The organism is Streptomyces sp. NPDC003720 (assembly GCF_042875075.1).
In the GTDB taxonomy this organism is placed as follows: Bacteria; Actinomycetota; Actinomycetes; order Streptomycetales; family Streptomycetaceae; genus Streptomyces.
The window spans coordinates 399,885-420,353 of record NZ_JBIANZ010000005.1; the positions used below are offsets into that span (position 1 = coordinate 399,885).

At 73.9% G+C, this 20,469-nt stretch carries 15 protein-coding genes; 9 read left to right on the forward strand and 6 right to left on the reverse strand.

The features are described 5' to 3' along the window. Positions 1 to 81 precede the first annotated feature (81 nt). Positions 82 to 3,372 (forward strand): bifunctional lysylphosphatidylglycerol synthetase/lysine--tRNA ligase LysX, encoded by a 3,291-nt coding sequence (gene lysX, locus ACFYU0_RS16375; RefSeq protein ID WP_389301531.1) that lies wholly within the window; start codon positions 82 to 84, stop codon positions 3,370 to 3,372. 104 nt (positions 3,373 to 3,476) lie between these two features. After that, positions 3,477 to 4,310 (forward strand): polysaccharide deacetylase family protein, encoded by an 834-nt coding sequence (locus tag ACFYU0_RS16380; protein WP_351667948.1) that lies wholly within the window; start codon positions 3,477 to 3,479, stop codon positions 4,308 to 4,310. A 27-nt stretch (positions 4,311 to 4,337) separates the two neighbouring features. On the opposite strand, the gene ACFYU0_RS16385 is transcribed toward ACFYU0_RS16380, so the two are convergent. Continuing rightward, entirely contained in the window at positions 4,338 to 5,021 is a 684-nt protein-coding gene (locus tag ACFYU0_RS16385; protein ID WP_389301534.1) for a class F sortase, read from the reverse strand. Positions 5,022 to 5,353: 332 nt separating this feature from the next. On the opposite strand from ACFYU0_RS16385, the gene ACFYU0_RS16390 reads away from it, so the two are divergent. After that, on the forward strand, positions 5,354 to 6,121 hold the full coding sequence (locus tag ACFYU0_RS16390; protein ID WP_389301537.1) for a hypothetical protein: 768 nt from the start codon (positions 5,354 to 5,356) through the stop codon (positions 6,119 to 6,121). A 114-nt stretch (positions 6,122 to 6,235) separates the two neighbouring features. Here the strand turns inward: ACFYU0_RS16390 and ACFYU0_RS16395 are convergent, their stop codons facing one another. Both ACFYU0_RS16395 and ACFYU0_RS16400 read right to left on the reverse strand, forming a co-directional pair. Then, entirely contained in the window at positions 6,236 to 7,000 is a 765-nt protein-coding gene (locus ACFYU0_RS16395; RefSeq protein WP_389301540.1) for a hypothetical protein, read from the reverse strand. A 30-nt stretch (positions 7,001 to 7,030) separates the two neighbouring features. Further along, on the reverse strand, positions 7,031 to 7,159 hold the full coding sequence (locus ACFYU0_RS16400; RefSeq protein WP_351667943.1) for a hypothetical protein: 129 nt from the start codon (positions 7,157 to 7,159) through the stop codon (positions 7,031 to 7,033). A gap of 765 nt (positions 7,160 to 7,924) precedes the next feature. Between ACFYU0_RS16400 and ACFYU0_RS16405 the strand changes: the two genes are divergently transcribed. From ACFYU0_RS16405 to ACFYU0_RS16420, 4 genes are all read left to right on the forward strand, one after another. Continuing rightward, entirely contained in the window at positions 7,925 to 8,887 is a 963-nt protein-coding gene (locus ACFYU0_RS16405) for an SCO0930 family lipoprotein (RefSeq protein ID WP_351667941.1), read from the forward strand. Positions 8,888 to 9,166: 279 nt separating this feature from the next. Next, complete coding sequence (locus tag ACFYU0_RS16410) at positions 9,167 to 9,979, forward strand: SAM-dependent methyltransferase (protein ID WP_389301545.1); 813 nt, start codon at positions 9,167 to 9,169, stop codon at positions 9,977 to 9,979. Next, positions 9,976 to 12,120, forward strand: coding sequence for a putative bifunctional diguanylate cyclase/phosphodiesterase (locus ACFYU0_RS16415; RefSeq protein WP_389301548.1), 2,145 nt, complete (start codon positions 9,976 to 9,978; stop codon positions 12,118 to 12,120). Before ACFYU0_RS16410 ends, ACFYU0_RS16415 begins: the two co-directional genes overlap by 4 nt. A 90-nt stretch (positions 12,121 to 12,210) precedes the next feature. After that, complete coding sequence (locus ACFYU0_RS16420) at positions 12,211 to 13,359, forward strand: tetratricopeptide repeat protein (protein ID WP_389301550.1); 1,149 nt, start codon at positions 12,211 to 12,213, stop codon at positions 13,357 to 13,359. A gap of 130 nt (positions 13,360 to 13,489) precedes the next feature. On the opposite strand, the gene ACFYU0_RS16425 is transcribed toward ACFYU0_RS16420, so the two are convergent. Next, positions 13,490 to 14,407, reverse strand: coding sequence for a hypothetical protein (locus ACFYU0_RS16425; RefSeq protein ID WP_389301553.1), 918 nt, complete (start codon positions 14,405 to 14,407; stop codon positions 13,490 to 13,492). After that, complete coding sequence (locus ACFYU0_RS16430) at positions 14,404 to 14,799, reverse strand: hypothetical protein (protein WP_351667931.1); 396 nt, start codon at positions 14,797 to 14,799, stop codon at positions 14,404 to 14,406. The genes ACFYU0_RS16425 and ACFYU0_RS16430 overlap by 4 nt, the downstream gene beginning before the upstream one ends. Positions 14,800 to 14,918: 119 nt before the next feature. On the opposite strand from ACFYU0_RS16430, the gene ACFYU0_RS16435 reads away from it, so the two are divergent. Beyond that, positions 14,919 to 18,761: a CHAT domain-containing protein gene (locus ACFYU0_RS16435; protein ID WP_389301556.1), complete on the forward strand. Its 3,843-nt coding sequence runs from the start codon at positions 14,919 to 14,921 to the stop codon at positions 18,759 to 18,761. A gap of 30 nt (positions 18,762 to 18,791) precedes the next feature. On the opposite strand, the gene ACFYU0_RS16440 is transcribed toward ACFYU0_RS16435, so the two are convergent. Then, positions 18,792 to 19,676 (reverse strand): LysR substrate-binding domain-containing protein, encoded by an 885-nt coding sequence (locus ACFYU0_RS16440; protein ID WP_351667927.1) that lies wholly within the window; start codon positions 19,674 to 19,676, stop codon positions 18,792 to 18,794. Between the two features lie 121 nt (positions 19,677 to 19,797). Between ACFYU0_RS16440 and ACFYU0_RS16445 the strand changes: the two genes are divergently transcribed. Beyond that, positions 19,798 to 20,469 carry a succinate dehydrogenase gene (locus tag ACFYU0_RS16445; RefSeq protein ID WP_351668131.1) on the forward strand — a complete coding sequence of 224 codons (672 nt, stop codon included), beginning with the start codon at positions 19,798 to 19,800 and terminating at the stop codon, positions 20,467 to 20,469.

The window sequence follows — 20,469 nt, forward strand, 5'->3', positions numbered from 1 at the left end:
GGCCGGCCGGCGCCCCGCGGCCCGCGCTCCGGACGCTCGCTCGACGGGCGGCCCGACCGGGGTCTTCCTACAGTCGGAACCATGACTGCCACCGCCGGGCCGGCCGCACGGAGGGCTGCCGGGGAGCCGGGCCGCCCGCCCGCCGGCCGGCACCTCGGGCGGGTGCCCGAGGTCTTCGCGGCCTTCTTCGCCGCGCTCGGCCTGCTGTGCGCCCTGCTCGCGTTCGTCGCCCCGCTGCGCCGCGTCCTGCGCCCGGTCGTGCGGACTCTCGACCTGCTCCTGGTCCCGATCAGCGCCAACCTCGCCTACGCCGTCTTCCTGTTCCTGCTGGCCGGCGCCACCGCCGCCCGCAAGAAGGTCGCCTGGTGGCTGGTCGTCGTCTATCTGGGCCTGCTGGTGCTCAGCGACGCCCTCGGTCTGGCCCTCGGCCTGTACCGCCAGTCGCTGCCGTCCCTGGTGCTGTGCGCCCTGCTGCTGCTCGTGCTGGTGGCGGCCCGGGGGGAGTTCTGCGCCGCCTCCCGCCGCGGCGCCGTGTGGCGGGCGCTGGGCGTGCTGCTGGGCGGCCTCGCGGTGGCGATCCTGCTCGGCTGGGGCCTGGTCTCGCTGTTCCCCGGCACCCTTCCGCAGGGCCAGCACCTGGCCTGGGCCGCGGACCGGGTGTGCGGCGGGCTGGTCTCCAACAGCGCCTACGACGGCCGCCCGCCGCGCCGCGTCACCTTCGTGCTCGGTCTGCTCGGCGCGCTCGCCCTGCTGAACGCGGCGGCCACGCTGTTCCGTTCGCAGCGCCTGGAGGCGGCCCTGCACGGCGACGAGGAGGACCGTCTCCGGGCGCTGCTGAAGGCCTACGGCGACCGGGACTCGCTCGGCTACTTCGCCACCCGCCGCGACAAGGCCGTCGTCTTCTCCGCCAGCGGCAAGGCCGCCGTCACCTACCGCGTCGAGGTGGGCGTGTGCCTGGCCAGCGGCGACCCGGTCGGCGACCCCGAGGCCTGGCCGCACGCCATCGCCGCCTGGCTGGACGTGGCCCGCCGGCACGCCTGGGCGCCCGCCGTGATGGGCGCCTCCGAGGACGGCGCCCGCGCCTACGCCCGGGCCGGGCTCGGCGCCCTCCAGCTCGGCGACGAGGCGATCCTGCACGTCCCCGGGTTCGACCTGGACGGCCGGGACATGCGCGTCACCCGGCAGGCCGTGCACCGCGTCCGCCGCACCGGCGCCACCTGCCGGGTCCGCCGCCACGCCCAGCTCACCGAGCGGGAGACCGAGGAGATCGTCGCGAAGGCCGACGCCTGGCGGGACACCGAGACCGAGCGCGGCTTCTCCATGGCCCTGGACCGGCTCGGCGACGCCGCCGACGGCGACTGCCTGCTGGTGGAGGCCCTCGGCGACGACGGCCGGCTCCTGGCGCTGCTCTCCTTCGTGCCCTGGGGCCGCGACGGCGTCTCCCTGGACCTGATGCGCCGTGACCGCGCGGCGCCCAACGGAGTGATGGAGTTCATGGTCACCGAACTCTGCGCGGCCGCCCCCAAACTGGGAGTGCACCGCATCTCCCTCAACTTCGCCGTCTTCCGGTCCGTCTTCGAGGAGGGCGCCCGCATCGGCGCCGGACCGGTCCTGCGGCTCTGGCGCCGGCTGCTGCTGTTCTTCTCCCGGTGGTGGCAACTGGAGGCGCTGTACCGCTCCAACGCCAAGTACCACCCGCAGTGGTACCCCCGCTTCATCTGCTACGGCGACGCCGCCTCCCTCGCCCGCATCGGCCTCGCCTCCGGCATCGCCGAAGGATTCGTCTCCGTGCCGTCCTTGCGCAAACTCCGCCGAAAGGGGCACTCGATGCCGGGACGGCGGCCCGCCACCACCGAGGGGCCGCCGTCCACCACGGCGCTCGGCCTCGCCGGAGGGGACGAGACCGCAGCCGCCGCCCCGGACGCGGGCCTGCCCGACCAGGTCCGCGTCCGGCACCGGACCCTCGACCGGCTGCGCGCCACCGGCACCGACCCGTACCCGGTCGGCACGCCCCGGCCCACGCACGCCCTCGCCGACGTCCCGCAAGGGCAGGACGTGACGGTCGCCGGCCGCGTCATGCTGGTCCGCGACTTCGGCGGCATCCTCTTCGCGGTGCTGCGCGACTGGTCCGGGGACCACCAACTCGCCCTCACCCGCGACCGCTGCGGGCCCGCCCTCGGCCGCTTCCGGGCCGACACCGACATCGGCGACCACATCACCGCCACCGGGCACGCGGAACGCAGCGACAAGGGCGAGCCCACCGTCTTCGTGCGCTCCTGGCAGCTCACCGGGAAGTGTCTGCACCCGCTGCCCGACAAACGCCACGGCCTCACCGACCCCGAGGCCAGGGTCCGCCGACGGCACCTCGACCTGCTCACCAGCCCCGACTCCCGCCGGGTGGTGCGCGCCCGCTCCGCCGCCGTACAGGGCTTGCGCCAGGGCCTGCTGGACCGCGGCTACCTCGAGGTCGAGACGCCGATGCTGCAGCAGATCCACGGCGGCGCCAACGCCCGCCCCTTCACCACCCACATCAACGCCTACGACCTCGACCTGTACCTGCGCATCGCCCCCGAGCTGTACCTGAAGCGGCTGTGCGTGGGCGGTGTGGAGAAGGTCTTCGAACTGGGCCGCACCTTCCGCAACGAGGGCGTCTCCTACAAGCACAACCCCGAGTTCACGATGCTGGAGGCCTATCAGGCGCACGCCGACTACGACGTGATGCTCGACCTGACCCGGGAACTGGTCCAGGGCGCCGCGACCGCCGCCTTCGGCGCCCCGGTCGCGCACCGGGACGGCCGGGAGTACGACATCTCCGGGGACTGGCCGGTCCGGACGGTGTACGGCGCGCTCTCCGAGGCGCTGGACGAGGAGATCGGCCCCGGCACCGAACTCCTGCGGCTGCACCGGCTGTGCGACCGCGCCGGAGTGCCGTACACCGCCGACGACGGGCCGGGGGACGTCGTCCTGGAGATGTACGAGCGGCTCGTCGAGGAACGCACCCTGCTGCCCACCTTCTACAAGGACTTCCCGACCGAGGTCTCCCCGCTCACCCGGCAGCACCGCACCGATCCCCGGCTCGCCGAACGCTGGGACCTGGTGGCCTTCGGCACCGAACTGGGCACCGCCTACTCCGAGCTGACCGACCCGGTCGAACAGCGCCGCCGGCTCACCGCGCAGTCCCTGCTCGCCGCCGGCGGCGACCCCGAGGCGATGGAACTCGACGAGGACTTCCTGGACGCCCTCGAGTACGCGATGCCGCCCACCGGAGGCCTCGGCATCGGCGTCGACCGGCTCGTCATGTTCCTCACCGGCCTCACGATCCGCGAGACCCTGCCGTTCCCCCTGGTGCGCCGCGGCCGGCGGCCCTCCTGAGGATCGTCGGCGCGGCGTCCGGCGTTGCGCCGTACGGGTGCATTACCGCCGCCGCACCGGTGCCGTTGTGGTGCGGCGGCGGGGTGCCGGGCGACTGATGAGTCATGCAGAAGGATCAGTTGTTCACACGGCGCCGCATGCTGCTCGCCGGGACCGCCGCGCTGGGCGCCGCGGGCACCGCGGGAATCGTCCTGGCCGGCGGCGAGGAGCCGGCCCGCACCGCCGCCCCCGTCGCCGGACCGCAGGCCCGCCAGCAGCTCAAGTCCTCGGCCTTCCGGCTCCAGCCGCTCACCGGGTACGGCCCGCCGCGCGCCGCGCCCCGCAAACCCAAGGTCCGGCACGAGCCCATCCTGCGCATCTCCGGACGTGGCCGGCAGATGATGCTGACGTTCGACGACGGCCCCAACCCGGCCTACACCCCGCACATCCTGGACACCCTGGCCAAGTACGACGTACGGGCGATGTTCTTCGTCTGCGGGGAGTGCGTCGTGGACAACCGGGAGCTGCTGGCCCGGATGGCCGACGAGGGGCACGTCGTCGGCAACCACACCTGGACGCACCCCTTGCTGACCAGCCTCAACCGCAAGGAGATCCGCTCCGAGATGGCGCGGACCAGCGACGTCATCGAGGACAGCTACGGCGAGCGCCCCCAGTGGTTCCGCGCACCCTACGGCGCCTGGAACCGGGCCGCCTTCCAGATCGGCTCCGACCTGGGGATGGAGCCGATGGCCTGGACGGTCGACACCACCGACTGGGAGACGCCCGGCACCGCAACCATCGTCGACCGGGTGGAGGAGGGCGCCGCCCCCGGCGTCGTGGTGCTCTCCCACGACGCCGGGGGCGACCGTTCGCAGAGCGTCAAGGCGATCCGCGAGTACCTGCCCCATCTCCTCGACTCCGGCTACCACCTCACCGTGCCGCCCCGGCGCGTCACCTGAGGCGGCGTCCGCCCGCCCGGCGGCGGTTCACTCGACCGCGACCAGGCGGGCGAAGACGACGACGTTGCCGTCGTAGCCGTGCTGCTTGGTGAAACCGCCGCCGCAGGTGATCACCCGCAGCTCCGGGGCGCCCTTCGAGCCGTACACCCGGCTGCCGGGGAAGCTGCTCTTCGCGAAGACCTCCACGCCGTAGATCTCGAACACGGGGGTCTTCCCGTCCTGGCGCCGGACCTCGATCCGGTTGCCCTTCTTCAGGGCCCCGAGTCCGTAGAATACGGCGGGGCCCTGCTGGTTGTCGACGTGCCCGACGATCACCGCGGTGCCCTTCTCCCCGGGGGACACGGCCCCGGTGAACCAGCCCGCCAGGTTGGGGTCGTCCGGCGGCGGGGCGCCGACCCAGCCCTGGGTGTCCAGGCCCACGGGCTGGACGGGTGCGTCCACGTGGATCGCCGGGATCCGGACCTGCTCGACCGGGGAGAACGCCAGCGGCGTGACGGGGGCCGGCACCGCCGCCGGGTCCTGCTCCGGCGTGGCACGGCTGTCCGCGGCCGCCGCCGACGCGGGCTGCGGCGGTCCGACGTCGAACTCACCCGAGCCGTTGCGGATGAGCGCCAGACCGGTCAGCAGAACCAGCGCTATCACGCCCCAGGGGGCGCGCTTGCGCCGCCGCTCCTCCTCTTCGGCCAGCTCGGCCAGCTCGGACGCAGACATTCGCCATCCCCTCTCGACGCGGCGGTCACCACGTCTCCGCGCATGGGAAAACGCTAAGTCCCGCGCGAGGGGCGGGCGACGGGACGACGGGCGAACGGGTGGTCCGGAGCCCTGTCGGTGCGCCATCCGAGTTGCAGCGGAAAGGATTTTTCTGATGGGCCGTGACCTGCGTGAATATCTGATTGTGTGGTTTTTATTCGGCGTGTCCGCTCACCAGAACGGACCATTCTCGATGTGCGGGCGTGTTCCGGGCGGCTGAGGGTCTTGTCGGGAGGTGCTTTCTCGCCGATCGCCCGGGAACCGGACCCGGGGTGCCTCCCGCGGAGGATCACATGCGAAACAAACGTGCCCTGGGGGCCGCGTGCGCTGCGGTCGCCGTACTCGGGCTCGCCACCGCCCCCGTGGCCGTCGCGGACGGCATGGGCGCCGGGGGCGGCCCGTCGGACGGCACCGGAACCGGGAACACCGGGGCGGTGGTGGTCCCCGGAACCGGAAACGGAAACTTCAACGGCGTCCTCCCGGGGAACGGCAACTTCTTCGGCAACGGCAACTTCCCCGGCAACGGGAACTTCTTCGGCAACGGGAACTTCCCCGAGCACGGAAACTTCCCCGGCAACGGGAACTTCCCGGGGAACGGCAACTTCCCCGGCAACGGGAACTTCAACGGCAACCTGAACGGCAACTTCAACGGCAACTTCAGTGGCCACGTCAACGGCCACATCGGCAACGGCCGGGGCGATTTCAACAACGGCAACGGCCGAGGCGACTTCAACAACGGAAACGGCAGGGGCGACAACAACGGCAACGGGCCCTTCAACGGGAACTGCCGCGGCGAGCTCAACAACCCGGGCAGGCTGCCCAACAACGGCAACAGGCCCTTCGACGACCGGAACTGCCGCGGCGACCTCAACAACGCGGGCGGCCTCAACGGCAACAGGCCCAACTGGCCCTCCGGGGGCGTCCGGGCGGGACTCGGCGGCGGCGTCTCCACCGGCGCCACGCCGACCGACATCGCCATCGGCGGCGGACTGGTGGCCGCCGCCACCGTGTTCGGGGGCGGCACGCTCTGGCTGCGCCGCCGTCCCGGCAAGCGCGTCTGACCGGCCTCGGCTCCCGCCCCGCCGGAGCCCGGCCCCCGGACGACCACCGCCTCGCCCCGGTCCCGTCACGGGACCGGGGCGAAGTCGGTCGGCGGCCCGCTCCGCGCGGAGGAGCTAGTTCCCGGCGCCCGGGATCAGGGTGAGGAACGGCTCGGCGGTGGCCGCGATGCCCCGGCTGTAGGGCGCGTCGAAGTCCCAGATCAGGAACAGCATGAAGGCGATGGTCGCGGAGAACAGCCCGGCCAGCACCAGCTCCCGCGCGGTGCGCCGGATCTGCAGGGCGAAGACCATGCCGATGGTGATCACCGCCCCGCTGAGCAGCCCCCACCAGACCACGGGCGGCATGGTCGGGCCGGTCGAGTCGGCGCGCGCGTTGCGCGCCTGGTCGGCCGCCGCCATCTGGTCCAGCGCCGGCTGGTACGCCTGCGCCTCGTAGTCGTTCCCCGGCCGGTAGTCGGTCAGGCCGTGGCGGACCCGAGCCAGCAGCTCGCCGCCGCGCCCGGTGACCTCGCCGCGCTCGGTCATCGACCGCCACTCGGTGGTCACCACGTAGCGGGCGTACGCGTCGACGTCGTTCCGGATGCGGTCGCGGACCTCGGGCGGGTAGACCCGGACCCGCTCGGAGATCTCGTGCAGCGCCTGGGCCTCCGCCTGCACGTGGTCCTGGGCGGCGCTGCGCGCCTCCCACACGCCCGCGATGGCCAGGCCCAGGACGATGGCGTACACCACGCCGATCCACATCGTCATGTACTCGATGACGTCCGGGGTCTCGCTGGGGTCCTCGTCCTCGGGCGCCCTTCTGTGCCGTACGAGGGTGATGACGACCACGACGGCACAGGCCCCCAGCATGGCGAGGACGAGAACAAGCCAATCCGACAACGGTGCCTCCAGAGGTGAGCGGCCGGCGCGTCAGCGCGGGCGCAGCGCCGCGACGGCGACGATCGCGGGCACGGTGATGAGCAGGACGTAGGTGACCGGTGAGGTCCGGGCGGGGGCCGTGTGGTGCACCGGCCGCGGGCGGTACGCCGGGTAGCTCACCGGGGTCGCGGAGGGCCGCGGGGCGGGCTCGGCGGACGGGGCGGGCTTCGGCGCCGGCGGCGGGGCGGGCGGGGGAGTGGGCCTGGCCCTGGGCCGGGGCGCGGGCGCCGCCGGGGCGGGCCTGACGGGTGGCCGTGGCTTCGGCGGGGGGTCGGGCACCGGTGTCGGCGTCGGCTCGGGCGTGGGCTTCGGCGGCGGGGTCGGCGTCGGGGTGGGGGTCGGCGTCGGGGTGGGTGTGGGTGTGGGTGTGGGCGTCGGGGCGGGGGTCGGCGGACACGGGGGCTTCGGTTCCGGACACGGCGGGAAGGGGGGCCACGGGCCGCCGCCCGCCACGGCCACCGCCACCGTGCCGTCCGGGCCCGTCGAGGCGTACGCACAGGCGTCGGCCGTCGCGGTCCCCACCGGGCAGCCCACCAGGGTCCAGGTCAGTGCCACCAGGGCCAACACCCGTGTGACGGGCGCGCATCGGGTCGCTTCGGGTCCTTGCACGACGAAGATCATGAGGCGCGGAGCGGGGCCGTAGTCTGCGGTGCCCGTGGATTGATCCGAAGGGATGACAAAACGCCATGAATGGTTTGACGGGACGAAAGGCGTCGACCGGCCTGTTCGAACGGCTTTGTCTCCGCTCTTCCGGCGGCCGTGTCACAGCGGGCGGAAAGAAATTCGCGCCCGGATTGAACGCTCCCGCCCCCGCGCCGCGTACCCATGGCCGTGCGGCGGCGCAGCAGAGCGCTGCGACATCCAGGCGAAATATGGGAGTTGACGATGAGGACCTCCTGGCGGACCGCCTCACTGGTGGCTACGGCCGCTTCGGTGCTGGCACTGACGACGGCGTGCGGTCAGGACAACACCACGACCCCCGCGTCGGCGGCCCAGAACGTGGGCGCCACGGCGGCGGCCGGCGACTACGGAAGCCCGGCCGGTACGGGCACGGGCGCCGGCAACGGGTACGGCGCCGACGGCAACCAGAGCTCCGCCTCCCCGAGTCCGGCGGCCCCCGCAGGCAAGCTGACCGTGGCCGCCAACCCCGACCTGGGCAACGTGCTGACGGACGGCTCCGGTCTCACCCTTTACCGGTTCGACAAGGACACGGCCAACCCGCCCAAGTCGAACTGCTCCGGCGACTGCGCCACCACCTGGCCGCCGGTGCCAGCGGACGACGCCACCGCCGGCGCCGGCATCGACAAGGCGCTGCTCGGCGAGGTCACCCGGGCCGACGGCAGCAAGCAGCTCACCGTGGGTGGCTGGCCCGCCTACCGCTACGCCAAGGACGTCAACTCCGGCGACGTCAACGGCCAGGGCGTCGGCGGCAAGTGGTTCGCACTCGCCCCCAACGGCAAGAAGGCCAAGGTGACCGACCTGCCCGGGCTGTCCGTGCACAAGGACCCCAAACTGGGCGACATCGTCGTGGACAAGAACGGCATGACGGTCTACCGCTTCCTGAAGGACCAGGCCTGGCCGAAGTCCGTCTCCAACTGCACCGGCGCCTGCCTGGAGAAGTGGCCGGCCGTCGGCCCGGTGAACGCCGACGACACCGAGGGCGTGAAGAAGAAGGGGCTCATGCCCTTCACCCGGCCCGACGGCGTCAAGCAGATGTCGGTCAACTGCTGGCCCATCTACACCTTCTCCGGCGACAAGGCTCCCGGAGACACCAACGGTCAGGGCGTGGGCGGCACGTGGTACGCCGTCTCGCCCGACGGCAAGCCGGTCGGCGCGCCGGGCAAGTAAGGATCACCTCCCCAGGGTCGATCGCCCCGCCCACCGGCGCGTGACCGAAGGTCCGCCCCCTCCGCACCGCACGGAGGGGGCGGACCGTTCGTGTGCTGTGCGAATTCCGGAGTCGGCCGGAGCGTCGTGACACAGCGGGGTCGTTCGGGCACTTGCCGCAGGCAGTGACCGGGAACGGATGGTCAATTTCCGGTTCGGGTCGCTCCGTTGGCGGGCGATCAGTAGCCTCTGCTCGAACACCGGATCGCCTTCCCCGTCAGCCATCCCTGGGAGAGATACATGGAGCGTCCCGCCTGGGCACCCCGGAGCATCGACATCTCGGTGCCGAGCGTTTCGCGTATGTACGACTTCTACCTGGGCGGATCGCACAACTTCGAGGTCGACCGGGAAGCGGCCCGCAGGGCGATGGAGTTCATGCCGGGGCTGCCGAAGATCATGCAGGCCAACCGGGCGTTCATGCGCCGCGCGGTGCGCTTCGCGGCGGGCGAGGGCATCACCCAGTTCCTCGACATCGGCTCCGGCATCCCGACGTACGGCAACGTGCACGAGGTGGCCAGGTCGGCGGCGCCGGACGCACGGGTGATGTACGTCGACCACGACCCGGTCGCGGTGGCGCACAGCCAGGCCGTGCTCCAGGGCGACGACGGCACGGACGTGATCGCCGCCGACCTGCGCAAGCCGCAGGAGATCCTTGCGAGCCCCCAACTGAGCCGCCTCATCGACCTGAATCGGCCAGTGGCCCTGCTTCTCGTTGCGATACTTCACTTCGTGGAAGACGCGGACGACCCCTACGGTGCGGTGGCCGAGCTGCGCGACGCGCTCGCGCCCGGCAGCCTGCTGATCCTCACCCATGCCTCCTACGAGGGGATTCCGCTGACGGCGGAGCGGGCCGAGGGCACGGTGGACGTGTACAAGGACATCCGCAACCCGCTGATCATGCGCTCGCCCGACGACATCGCGCGGTTCTTCGAGGGGTACGACATGGTGGAACCCGGAGTGGTGCAGATGCCGCGCTGGCGGCCGGAGTCGGCGCCGGAGGACGAGGATCCGTACGCCTTCTCCGGGTACGCCGGCGTGGGGCGCAAGGCGTGAGCGCGGAGCCGGACGGACCGGAGGACAGACTGCGCCGGTTCGCGACGATCTGGAGCAGGGCGGTCTTCCCGGTCACCTCCACCTCGCTGACCCGCGCGGAGTTCGAGCAGCTCCTCCTGCCCCTCGCGGGCCGGCTGCGGGACCTGCTGCACACCCGCGGTTTCGCCGCCGACGAGGCGAAGGCGGTCGGCGCCGCGCTGGTCGAGGCGCACTGCACCGACCCCGAGACGCTCGCCCGCACCCTGGACTGCGTCGACGCCTACCTGGTGCTCTACTGCGGCGACGACAGCCCGCAGGACGAACTGCGCGCCCGCTCCTCCCGGTTGCAGCACGCGATGGCCGCCGGATACGCGCAGGCGCTGCGCGAGCGCACCCTCGCCGAGCAGGAGGCCATCGCCCAGGCCGCGCTGCGGGCCCAGGGCGTGGTGGCCCAGGCGCTGCACGCCAGCGAGGCCCGGTTCCGAGCCGTGTTCGAGGGCGCGGCCATAGGCATCAGCATCGCCGACCTGGACGGCAACATCCTGCAGGTCAACAAGGCGCTGCTGCGCATGTTCGGCCTCACCGAGCCGGGCCTGCGCGGCCGCCGGGTGCTGGAGTGGACCCATCCGGAGGACGCGCCGCAGACCTGGAAGCTCTACGAGGAGCTGGTCCGCGGCGAACGCGAGCACTACCACGTCGAGAAGGCCTTCAACCGCCCCGACGGAACTGCCCTGTGGACCAACCTGACGGTCTCCCTGCTCCGGGACGCCGACGGCAATCCGCAGTACCAGCTCGCCCTCATGGAGGACACCACCGAGCGCCGCCTGCTCAACCTCCGGCTGCGCTACGAGGCCACGCACGACGCCCTCACCGGACTGCCCAACCGCACGCTGTTCTTCGAGCGCCTGGAGAAGGCCCTCGGCGCCGGCGAAGGTCAGCGCTTCGGCCTGTGCTACCTCGACCTGGACGGCTTCAAGACCATCAACGACAGCCTCGGCCACGCGGCCGGAGACCGGCTGCTGGTGGAGGTCGCCGACCGGCTGCAGTCCTGCGCCACCGCGCCCGGCGAGATGGTCGCCCGGCTCGGCGGCGACGAGTTCGTGGCGCTGACCACCGGCACCGACACCCAGCGCGAGGTCGACGAACTCGCCGAGCGCATCATGAGCGCCCTGGTCACCCCCATCAGCATCGACGGCCGCGACCTGCTGGTGCGCGGCAGCCTCGGCATCGTGGAGGGCCCGGCCGGCGAGCGCACCGCGGCGGAGGTGCTGCGCAGCGCGGACATCACCATGTACCGGGCCAAGTCGGCGGGCGGCAACCGTTCCGAACTGGCCGACCCGGAGGCGGACGCCCGCGCCATCACCCGGCACGGCCTCACCACCGCCCTGCCGACGGCCCTGGAGCGCGGCGAGTTCTTCATCGAGTACCAGCCGCTGGTCCACCTCGGCGACGGCAGCGTCCGCGGCGCCGAGGCCCTGGTGCGCTGGCTGCACCCGCAGCACGGCGTGCTCGGCCCCGACCGGTTCATCCCGCTCGCCGAGCACACCGGCCTGATCGTGCCGCTCGGCCGCTGGGTGCTGGAGCAGTCCATCCGCCAGGCCCGCGAATGGCGCGAACGGTACGCCGGCCAGGACGCCGCGAGCCCGCTGCGCATCAACGTCAACCTCTCCCCGTGCCAGCTCGGCCATCCCGGCCTGGTCCAGGACACGGTGGACATCCTCGAACGGGCGGGCGTCACCCCGGACGCCCTCTGCCTGGAGGTCACCGAGTCGGCCCTGATCGGCGCCGACGACGCCCTGCTCAAACCGCTGCGCCGGCTCGCCGAGATGGGCGTCGACATCGCCCTGGACGACTTCGGCACCGGCTACTCCAACCTCGCCAACCTGCGCCGGCTGCCGGTGAGCGTCCTGAAACTGGACCGCTCCTTCACCCGGGGCATGCAGCAGTTCCCGGCCGACCCGGTCGACCTGAAGATCGTGGAGGGCATCGTCTCCCTGGCCCACAGCCTCGACCTCGCGGTCACCGTCGAGGGCGTGGAGACCGGGGCCCAGGCCGAGCAACTGCGCATACTCGGCTGCGACACGGCCCAGGGCTGGTACTACGCCCGGCCGGGCCCGCCGGAGAGGCTGCACGAACTGGCGCTCGTGGACGCGACCGGCTGACGGCGGCTCCGCCGGGGTACGCATACGACGGGCGGGCCGCGTCGGCGCCCGCCGTCGCGTCGTTCACCGTGCCCGAGGACGGAGGACCGGATGGCGGATCGCTCGGTGGCCGAACTGCGGGAGTACGTGGCCGCGTTGGAGGCGAGCCAGGGGCTGCGGGCACTGGAGACCACGACGGCCCGGCACGATCTGGCGGGGGCGTTGCACGAGTCCGGGGAGCTGCTCGAGGCGGTGGAGCAGTACGCGCTGGCCTGGGACTGCTTCGCCCGGCGCTTCGGCCCCTCGCACCTGATCACCCTGACCTGCCTGAACAACTTCGCCCTGGTGATGCGGGACCTGTGCCGCTGGGACGAGGCGCTGAACCTATTCGACCAGGTGCACGCGGAGCGCGCCGCCCAGTTCGGGCCCGCGCACCCGCTGACCCTCAACGCCGCGAACAACTTCCTCAGCGTGCTGGTGAGGAAGGGCGACCTGGCCGCGGCGGCCGACGAGTACCCGGCGTTCGTGGAGGCCTGCGAGTACACCTTCGGCCCCGAGGACGACACGGCACTGTCGATCCGGCGGGACTACGCCGACGTCCTGCGCCGGCTCGGCCGGCACGACGAGGTCGTCCGGGTCCTGGGCGCGTCCGCGATGTGGCCGGTCGGCCGGGTGCTCATCGGCTGCGCCCGGCTGCTGCGCTACACGGCTCTGTTCCCGGTGGCGATGACCGCGAGCCGCTACGGCGCCGAAATGACGCTCAGCCTGCACGGGACCGCCCGCACGGACCTCGGCGCCGGGCGTGAGCTGCGCGACGACGACCTGGGCATCCGGTGCGCCGTGGTCGCCCCGAGGGACCTCCTCGAACCGTACGACCCCGCCGAGGACCTGCGGACCGCGGCGGACCAGGTCGCCGACGCGCTGGGCGCGCTGGGCGAGCACCTGTCCGAGGCGGACCGGGAACTGGGGGAGGGGCGGCTGAGGGTGCGGGTCCTCGTGCACCACTCCCGGTGGCCCCGGCTGAGCCTGCCGCCGTCGCTGACGGTCGACCGCAGGCTGATGTCCGCGCGCGACCGCGCCCGGCACGACCGGGTGATGCGGTCGACCCCGCACCACCCGGCGCCCGAGCCGGCCGGCCGCCGGGGCCGCCTCGGCTCCCGGGGCGGCTTCTCGGTACGCCTGACCTCGGCGCCGCACGTCACCGTGTCCACGAGCATCGGACTGGACGCCGTTCCGCCACCGTCGCCGGCCCAGGCGTGAGGGCGCCGGCGCGGGCCCGTACCAGGCGACCGGAGGCCGCTTCCCGTACCGGTGCGCCGGCGGGGCCGCACGCCGTCCGCCACGCCGAGCGGCGCGGGTCACCGGCCGGGCGGACCGGTGACCCGGCGCCTCACCCGTCGAAGCGCGACAGGTCCGTGCGGTCCTTGCGCAGCAGGGTGGTCGCCGCGCCGCCCTCCTCGGGGCCGAGCCGGCCCGGGCAGTCGATCCCCAGCCGCAGCACCAGTTCGCGGCCGTAGAGGTCGACCGTCGCCTCCACGAGGTCGGCCTGCACCGCGACGGCGAGCCGGGCCCGGTGGCGGGCGGCGACCAGCACCCCCGCGGCGAGCACGGCGGCGGGCCACCACACCAAGGCGAGCGGCAGGTACAGCAGCCCCCATCCCATGAGGCGCGCGCTCGCGCCGACCCCGGCCCGGGCCTCGGCGAGTTCGGCTCGCGCCTCGCCCGGAACCAGCAGCCACAGCCGCGGCCAGGCGGCCGTCAGATCCAGGTGGTACGAGTCGTGCACCCGCTCGTCCACGGCGTACAGGCGATCCCCCATCCAGGTCGGCCGGGACGAGGGTTCCGGGCAGATCGCGTCGCGGCGGGCGATCGCCGCCCGCAGGGCCCGCGCCGTGCGCGGAGTGCCGCCGGACGCCGTGAACTCCCGCAGCGCGGCGGTCACCCGCTCCTCGGCCAGCCGCCAGCGCCGTCCGCGCGAGGCGGCCAGGGCCCGCAGCGGCGGCTCCTCGCCGGACGCCCACCACACCCGCTCGACGAGCTGCGCGGCCGCCGAGGCGGCCAGTCCCGCTGCGGCCGACGCGGCGGTGAAGCCCGCGGCGCCGATCAGCACCGTACCGAAGCGGCCGCTGGCCGGAGCGGCGGCGACCGAGTCCAGCCAGACGGTCAGCACCCCGGGGTCGAGCGCGTGCCCGTGGCCGAGCAGCACCGCGACGGCCGCGGTGGACACGTAGAAGGCGCCCGGCAGCACGAGCAGCGCCGCCCAGCGGCCCGCCACCTGCTTGCCCAGCTCGGCGAGGACCGTGATCACAGCCGGGTCTTCCGGGAGACCAGGGGGACGCCGGTCAGCCCGCACGAGGGCGGCGGGGTGCGCGCCCCGTCGCGGCGCTCCTGCGGTTCCAGCCGCGAGCAGGCCGCCCCGGCCGGGCAGCCCCAGACGGTCACCACGGGGTGGGCGCGTCCGCCCCGCAGCGGCGGCAGGGCACGCGGCCCCACCGTGAGCCCGTCGATGCCGTGCCGGGCGAAGGCGTCGTCCAGGGCGTCCAGATCCTCCGCGACCTCGGGTGTGCGGCTGCCGGACCGGGCGGCCTCGCCCAGCCGGGTCAGCGCGCCGCCCACCCCGTAGCGTTCGGCCCGCTCGCGCAGCCCGCCGTCCCCCGCCTGTACGCACAGCCGCGCCAGCCGCTCCGCGATCTCGTCCATCGACGGCTCCTCGAACTCCCCCGCGCCACGGCCGTTTCCGTGGCCGGCGGGGTTCAACGTACCCGTCACCGACCGTGGTGGACACGCGACGGCGGGGAACCCTCGGGGGAGGAGGCTCGTTGGCCGGTGTACCGGGGGGTGAGGTGGTGGACGGTCTGGAGCTGTACCTGCGCACCGGCGACGGCCGGGACCTGCCGCCGCTGCCTCCCGCCGAGATTCCCCCGCCGCCCGGCGCGGACCCGGCGGACACCGGCCGCCTGGCCCTGCTGCGCTGGTTCCGCTACCTCCATCTGCCGGGCGTACACGGTCTGTTGGAGTACCGCGCCGCGCTCCTGCTGGCCGGCATGCTGGAGCACGAACCGGAGGGGCTCCCCCCGCTGCCCGACGCGCTGCGCGAGAGCATGCGAAAGCCGGGTGCGCGGCGCCGTGGCCGGCGATGGCCGCGGCGCGGGCCCGGAAGGACGCCGGACGGCGAAGAGGCGGAGCGGGGCACGCTCGGCCCGGCCCGCATCGACCAACTCCTGTTCCTCATGGCCAGGTTCGAGGAGCAGCACGAATACTCCGCCTTCCACACCGCCCGGGACCTCCAGCGGCGCTGGCTCGAGGAGAAGGGCGCGTCGGCGCGTGAGTGCGCCGCGCTGCTCACCGACCACGCCCACCTGTTCCTGCTCGCCGGCGAACTCGGCGCCCACCCCAGCTGGCCGGCCGAGGCCGAGCTGGCCGCCGGCATGGCCGCCGAGGCCACCGCCCGGCATCACGCGAGACACGATCCGCATCTCGCCGGCCGGCTGGTGCTGAAGGCCCGTTGCGCGGCCTTCCGGTACGACCCCGACACCGACCCCTCCGGGCTCGAGCGTGCCGTGGGCGACCTGCGCCGGGCCGTCGAGGCGGCCGGGCAGCGCACCCCCGTGCAACTGCACCCCGCGCGCCACCTGGTGACCACGCTGACCCGGTGGTACGAGGCGACCGGCTCGCCGCAGACCCTCACCGAGGCGCTGACGGCGGCCCGCGACCTGGTGCGGGCCACCCACCCGGACGACCGCCGGGGCCCGGAACACCGCGAGTGGCTCGCGCGGTTGGAGTCGAAGGCGGTACCCCGGCTCGGCACGCGCGCGGTCGCCGCAGTCCTGAACGAGCCTCCGGTGGCGTACGCACCCGAGACCGAGCAGCGCCACCGTGCCTGGTGGGGCACCGCCGAGGACGCGGACGCCCCGTGGCCCCAGCGGCGGACGGCGGCGCTCGCCCTGGTCGCGGCGGTGCCGGGCCATGACGTGGACCGGGCCGCGGCCCTGCTGCTGGCCGCGCAGACCGAGATGCACGTCTGGCTGGAGGGCGGCCACGAGGCGTCACCCGTCCAGGCGCGCATGTGGGCCGTCCGGGCGGCCGACGCCCTGCCGCCGGAGCACCGGCTCGCCGGGCGGGCGCTGACCGTGCTCGCCGAGACCACCCTCTACCTCGCCGCCGAAGCGTCACCCGAGCCCGACGAACGGCTCGTCGAGGAGGCGCTGGCGCACGCCCGGCGGGCGCGATCCGCGCTCCAGCCCGACCAGTCGGACACGCCCCTCCTGCTGGAGCGGCTGGCGAAGCTGTTCGTCCGGGCGGCGAACGTGCTGGCGGACGGCACCCTCCTGACGGAGTCGGTGGCACTGCGCAGGCGGGCGCTGTCCCTGACCCCGGTCACGGACTCCTTCCGGCCGTTCCGCATGTCCAACCTGGCGAGTGCCCTGCGTGAGCTGGGCGCCTACGAGGAGGACGCGGAACTGACCGACGAGGCACTCGCCTTCGCGCGCGAGGCCGCCGACGCGCTGGCCGAGGACCACCCGCGCAAACACGAGCTGCTGCTGAACCTGGCCGATCACCACATGCTCGGGCGCAGCCGCGGGGAGCGCGGGGTCGCCCGGCTGACCGAGGCCGAACGGCTTTACCGGGACGGCCTGTCCCGGCTCCCCGCGGACCACCCCGACCTGCCCCGCTTCACCAGCTCCATCGGCCAGGTGCTGCACATGCGGTACCGGGAGACGGGCGAGCGGGCGACCCTGGAGGACGCCGTCGGCCTGGCCCGGGACGCCGCGGCCCGCACCCCGGCCGACGACTGGTTCCACAGCGAGCGCCTCATCCTGTTCGCCCGCGCCGCGACCGCCCTGTACGACCTGACGGAGGCGGAGGCGGAGGCGGAGGTGCGGCCGGACGCCGAGCTGCGCGCCGAAGCACTCGCCGCCTGGGACGCGGTGGTGGCGGACGCGCGGCTGTCGACCACTCTGCTGTTCGAGGCCCGGGAGCAGTGCGCTCGTCTCGCCCGGGCCACGGGCGACCCCGAGCACGCCCTGCGCGTACTGGAAGCCGCACTCGCCGAGGTCCCGGGCCTGGCCCGGCGCGCCTACGCCGGACCGGTCCGCAAGGGCATCGCCGGCCGGGCGCCCGAACTGGCCGTGCAGGCCGCGATCGCTGCCATCGAGGCCGGCCGCCCCGGACACGCGGTCGAACTGCTGGAGAACGGCCGGGCGATCCTCTACGGGCAGGCGATCACCTCCTGGCGGCACCGGGCCGAACTGCGCAGGATCGACGCGAAGGCCGCCGCGCGCCTCGTGGAGATCGACCGGAGCCTCGCCAAGGCCGACTTCTTCGCGAACGTCGGCAGGATCGACCTGAACGCGGTCACCCAGCACCGCTTCGGCCGCACCACCACGGACGCGACCCGCAGCTGGGACCCCCGCCCCGGCTACGCGGCGCAGACCCGCAGACTCGCCGCCGAACGCGAGCGCATCGTCGAGGTCCTGGCCGCGGACCCGCGGTTCGCCGAGCTGACCGGCCGGCGGTCACTGGCCGCCCTGCGCGCCGCCACCGCCGGAGCCACCGTCGTGCTCGTCCTGGCCCACCGCGCGAGGGGGGACGCCCTGCTCGTCCCCGCCGACCCCGCGGACCCGGTGCGGCACATCGCGCTGCCGGGCCTGACCGACACGGCGGCGCACGCGCACGCCGCCGCGCTGACGACGGCCCTGCGGGACGCGGTGGACCCGGCCGCCGGGCCCGACCGCCGCGAGGCCGCGCAGCGCGAACTGCACGACGTCCTGGGCTGGTTGTGGGACGAGGTGACCTCGCCCGTCCTGGACCTGCTGGACACCGCCGTACCGGGTCGCCCGAAGCCGCGGCTCTGGTGGTGCCCGGTGGGACCGGTGGTGCGGCTCCCGCTGCACGCGGCGGGCCGCCACCCGCGCACGGGCGCCGAGGCCGAGGCCCGCGCCCGGGACCGCGCGCCCGGCGCCCGGCCCACCGTCATCGACCAGGTGATCCCCTCCTACACCCCCACCCTGGGGGCGCTGGCCCACTCCCTGCGGCGCGCGCCCGGCACACCGCCCGGCGGACCGGGACCGAGCTCCCTCGTCGTCGCCGTGCCGAACAGCCGGCACGGCCCGCCGCTGCCCCAGGCCGAGCGGGAGGCCCGCATCGTCCTCGCCGCGCTTCCCGGCGCGCGGCTGCTGCTCGGCGCGGAGGCCGACCTGAGGACCGTGACCGCAGCGCTGCACGAGCACACCCTGGTCCACTTCGCGTGCCACGGGGACAACGACTCATCCCTCGGCCTGCTGCGCGGCGGCGGCCTGCACCTCGGTCACGGGACCCTCACGGCCGACCAGATCCAGGGCACCCCACTGGAGCACGGCGCGCTGGCCGTCCTCTCCGCCTGCAGCACGGCCCAGGCGCACCCCCGGCTGCCCGACGAGCCGATGCATCTGGCGGCGGCCTTCCAGCTGGCCGGGTTCCGGGGCGTCATCGGCACCCTGTGGCACGCCCCGGACACCCCCCGGATGGCCCGGGAGCTGTACGCCGCCCTCACCGCGGACGGCAGCACCCCGCCGGACACCGCGGCCTCGGCCGCCGCGCTCAACCGGGCGCAGCTCACCGTCCGCGACGCCTACCCGGCCACCCCGACCCGCTGGGCGGCCTATCTGCACTCCGGCGCCTGAGCGCGCGGGGGACGGGTGCCGGGGGAGGCCTCACCGCTCCAGCAGCATCCGCTGGAGCTCCCGAGCCGCCCGGGGCGGGGCCACGTCGCTGCGGTGGGCCAGCGCGATGGTCCGGTGCAGCCCCGGACGCGCCAGCGGGGTGACCCGCAGCCCCTGTCCGGCCCGGGTGGCGACCATCCGCGGCACCACCGCCACCCCCAGCCCGGCCCGTACGAATCCCAGCACCGCGTCCATCTCGCCGCCCTCCACGGCGAACTCCGGCTCGAACCCGGCGGAGCGGCACGCCGCGACGGTCAGCTCCCGCAGGTCGTACCCGTGCCGGAACATCACCAGACGCTCGCCCTCCAGGCCGGCGATGTCCACGACCCGCCCGCCCCGGCCGGGCGCCCGCGCGTCCGGCGAGGAGACCACCACCAGGTCCTCCCGCAGCAGCTCCACCGTGGTCAGGGCGGGCGACGGCGTGGGCAGCGGCAGCACCACCAGGGCGAGGTCGAGGGCGCCTCGGGCGAGCTGCCGCACCAGGTCGTGGGAGCCGCCCTCCTCGATCAGGAGCTGAATCCCGGGATACCGGTCGTGGAAGGCGCGCAGCACGTCCGGCAGCAGCCCGGTGCACACGCTGGGCGTAGCGCCCAGCCGCACCCGCCCCCGGCGCAGCTGCACCAGCTCCTGCACCTCGTGCCGGGCCGTGTCCGCGTCGGCGAGGATCCGCCGGGCCAGCGGCAGCAGCGCCTCGCCGGCGTCGGTCAGCGCGATGTTGCCCCGGGCGCGCACGAACAGGTCCGCGCCCAGCTCACGCTCCAGCGCCTTGATCTGCTGGGACAGCGAGGGCTGGGCCACGTGCACCAGTTCGGCGGCCCGGGTGAAGTGCCGGGTCTCGGCGACGGCCACGAAGTACTGGAGCTGCTGGAACTGCATGGACTCCAGGATAGCCGTCGCCTATGGAATCAAGGCGGACCATGTCTTGGACCGATCGGGCCCTCCGGCCCTAGCGTTTCTCAACATGGCTCTGGCAACGCGGACGGACCGACGGCCGTCCATGGCGCGCACGATGTGGGACAGCACGGTCGGCAAGAAGACGGTCATGGCCGTCAGCGGCCTGGTCATGCTGCTCTACCTGGTCGCGCACATGATCGGGAACCTGAAGATCTTCTTCGGGGCGGGCGAGTTCAACCACTACGCCCACTGGCTGCGCACCGTCGGCGAACCCTTCATGCACTACGAGTGGACGCTCTGGCTGATCCGGATCGTCCTGGTCGTCGCCGTCGCCGCCCACGCCACCTCCGCCTACCAGCTCAGCCGCCGGGACATCGGGGCGCGGCCCGTGAAGTACGTGCACAGCAGGCCGCGGGCGAGCTACGCCACCCGCACGATGCGCTGGGGCGGGATCATCCTCGGCCTGTTCATCGTCTGGCACCTGCTGGACCTGACCACCGGCACCGTGCACTCCGGCGGCTTCCAGCAGGGGCACCCGTACCAGAACGTCGTGGACACCTTCTCCACCTGGTACGGCAACATCGTCTACATCGTCGCGATGCTCGCGCTCGGCCTGCACGTCCGGCACGGCTTCTGGAGCGCGGCCCAGACCCTCGGCGTCGGCAGCCGCTCCCGCGACCGCGCCCTGAAGACCCTCGCGAACGTCCTCGCGCTGCTGCTCACGGCCGGCTTCATCGCCGTACCCGTGGGTGTCATGACCGGAGTGGTGAGCTGA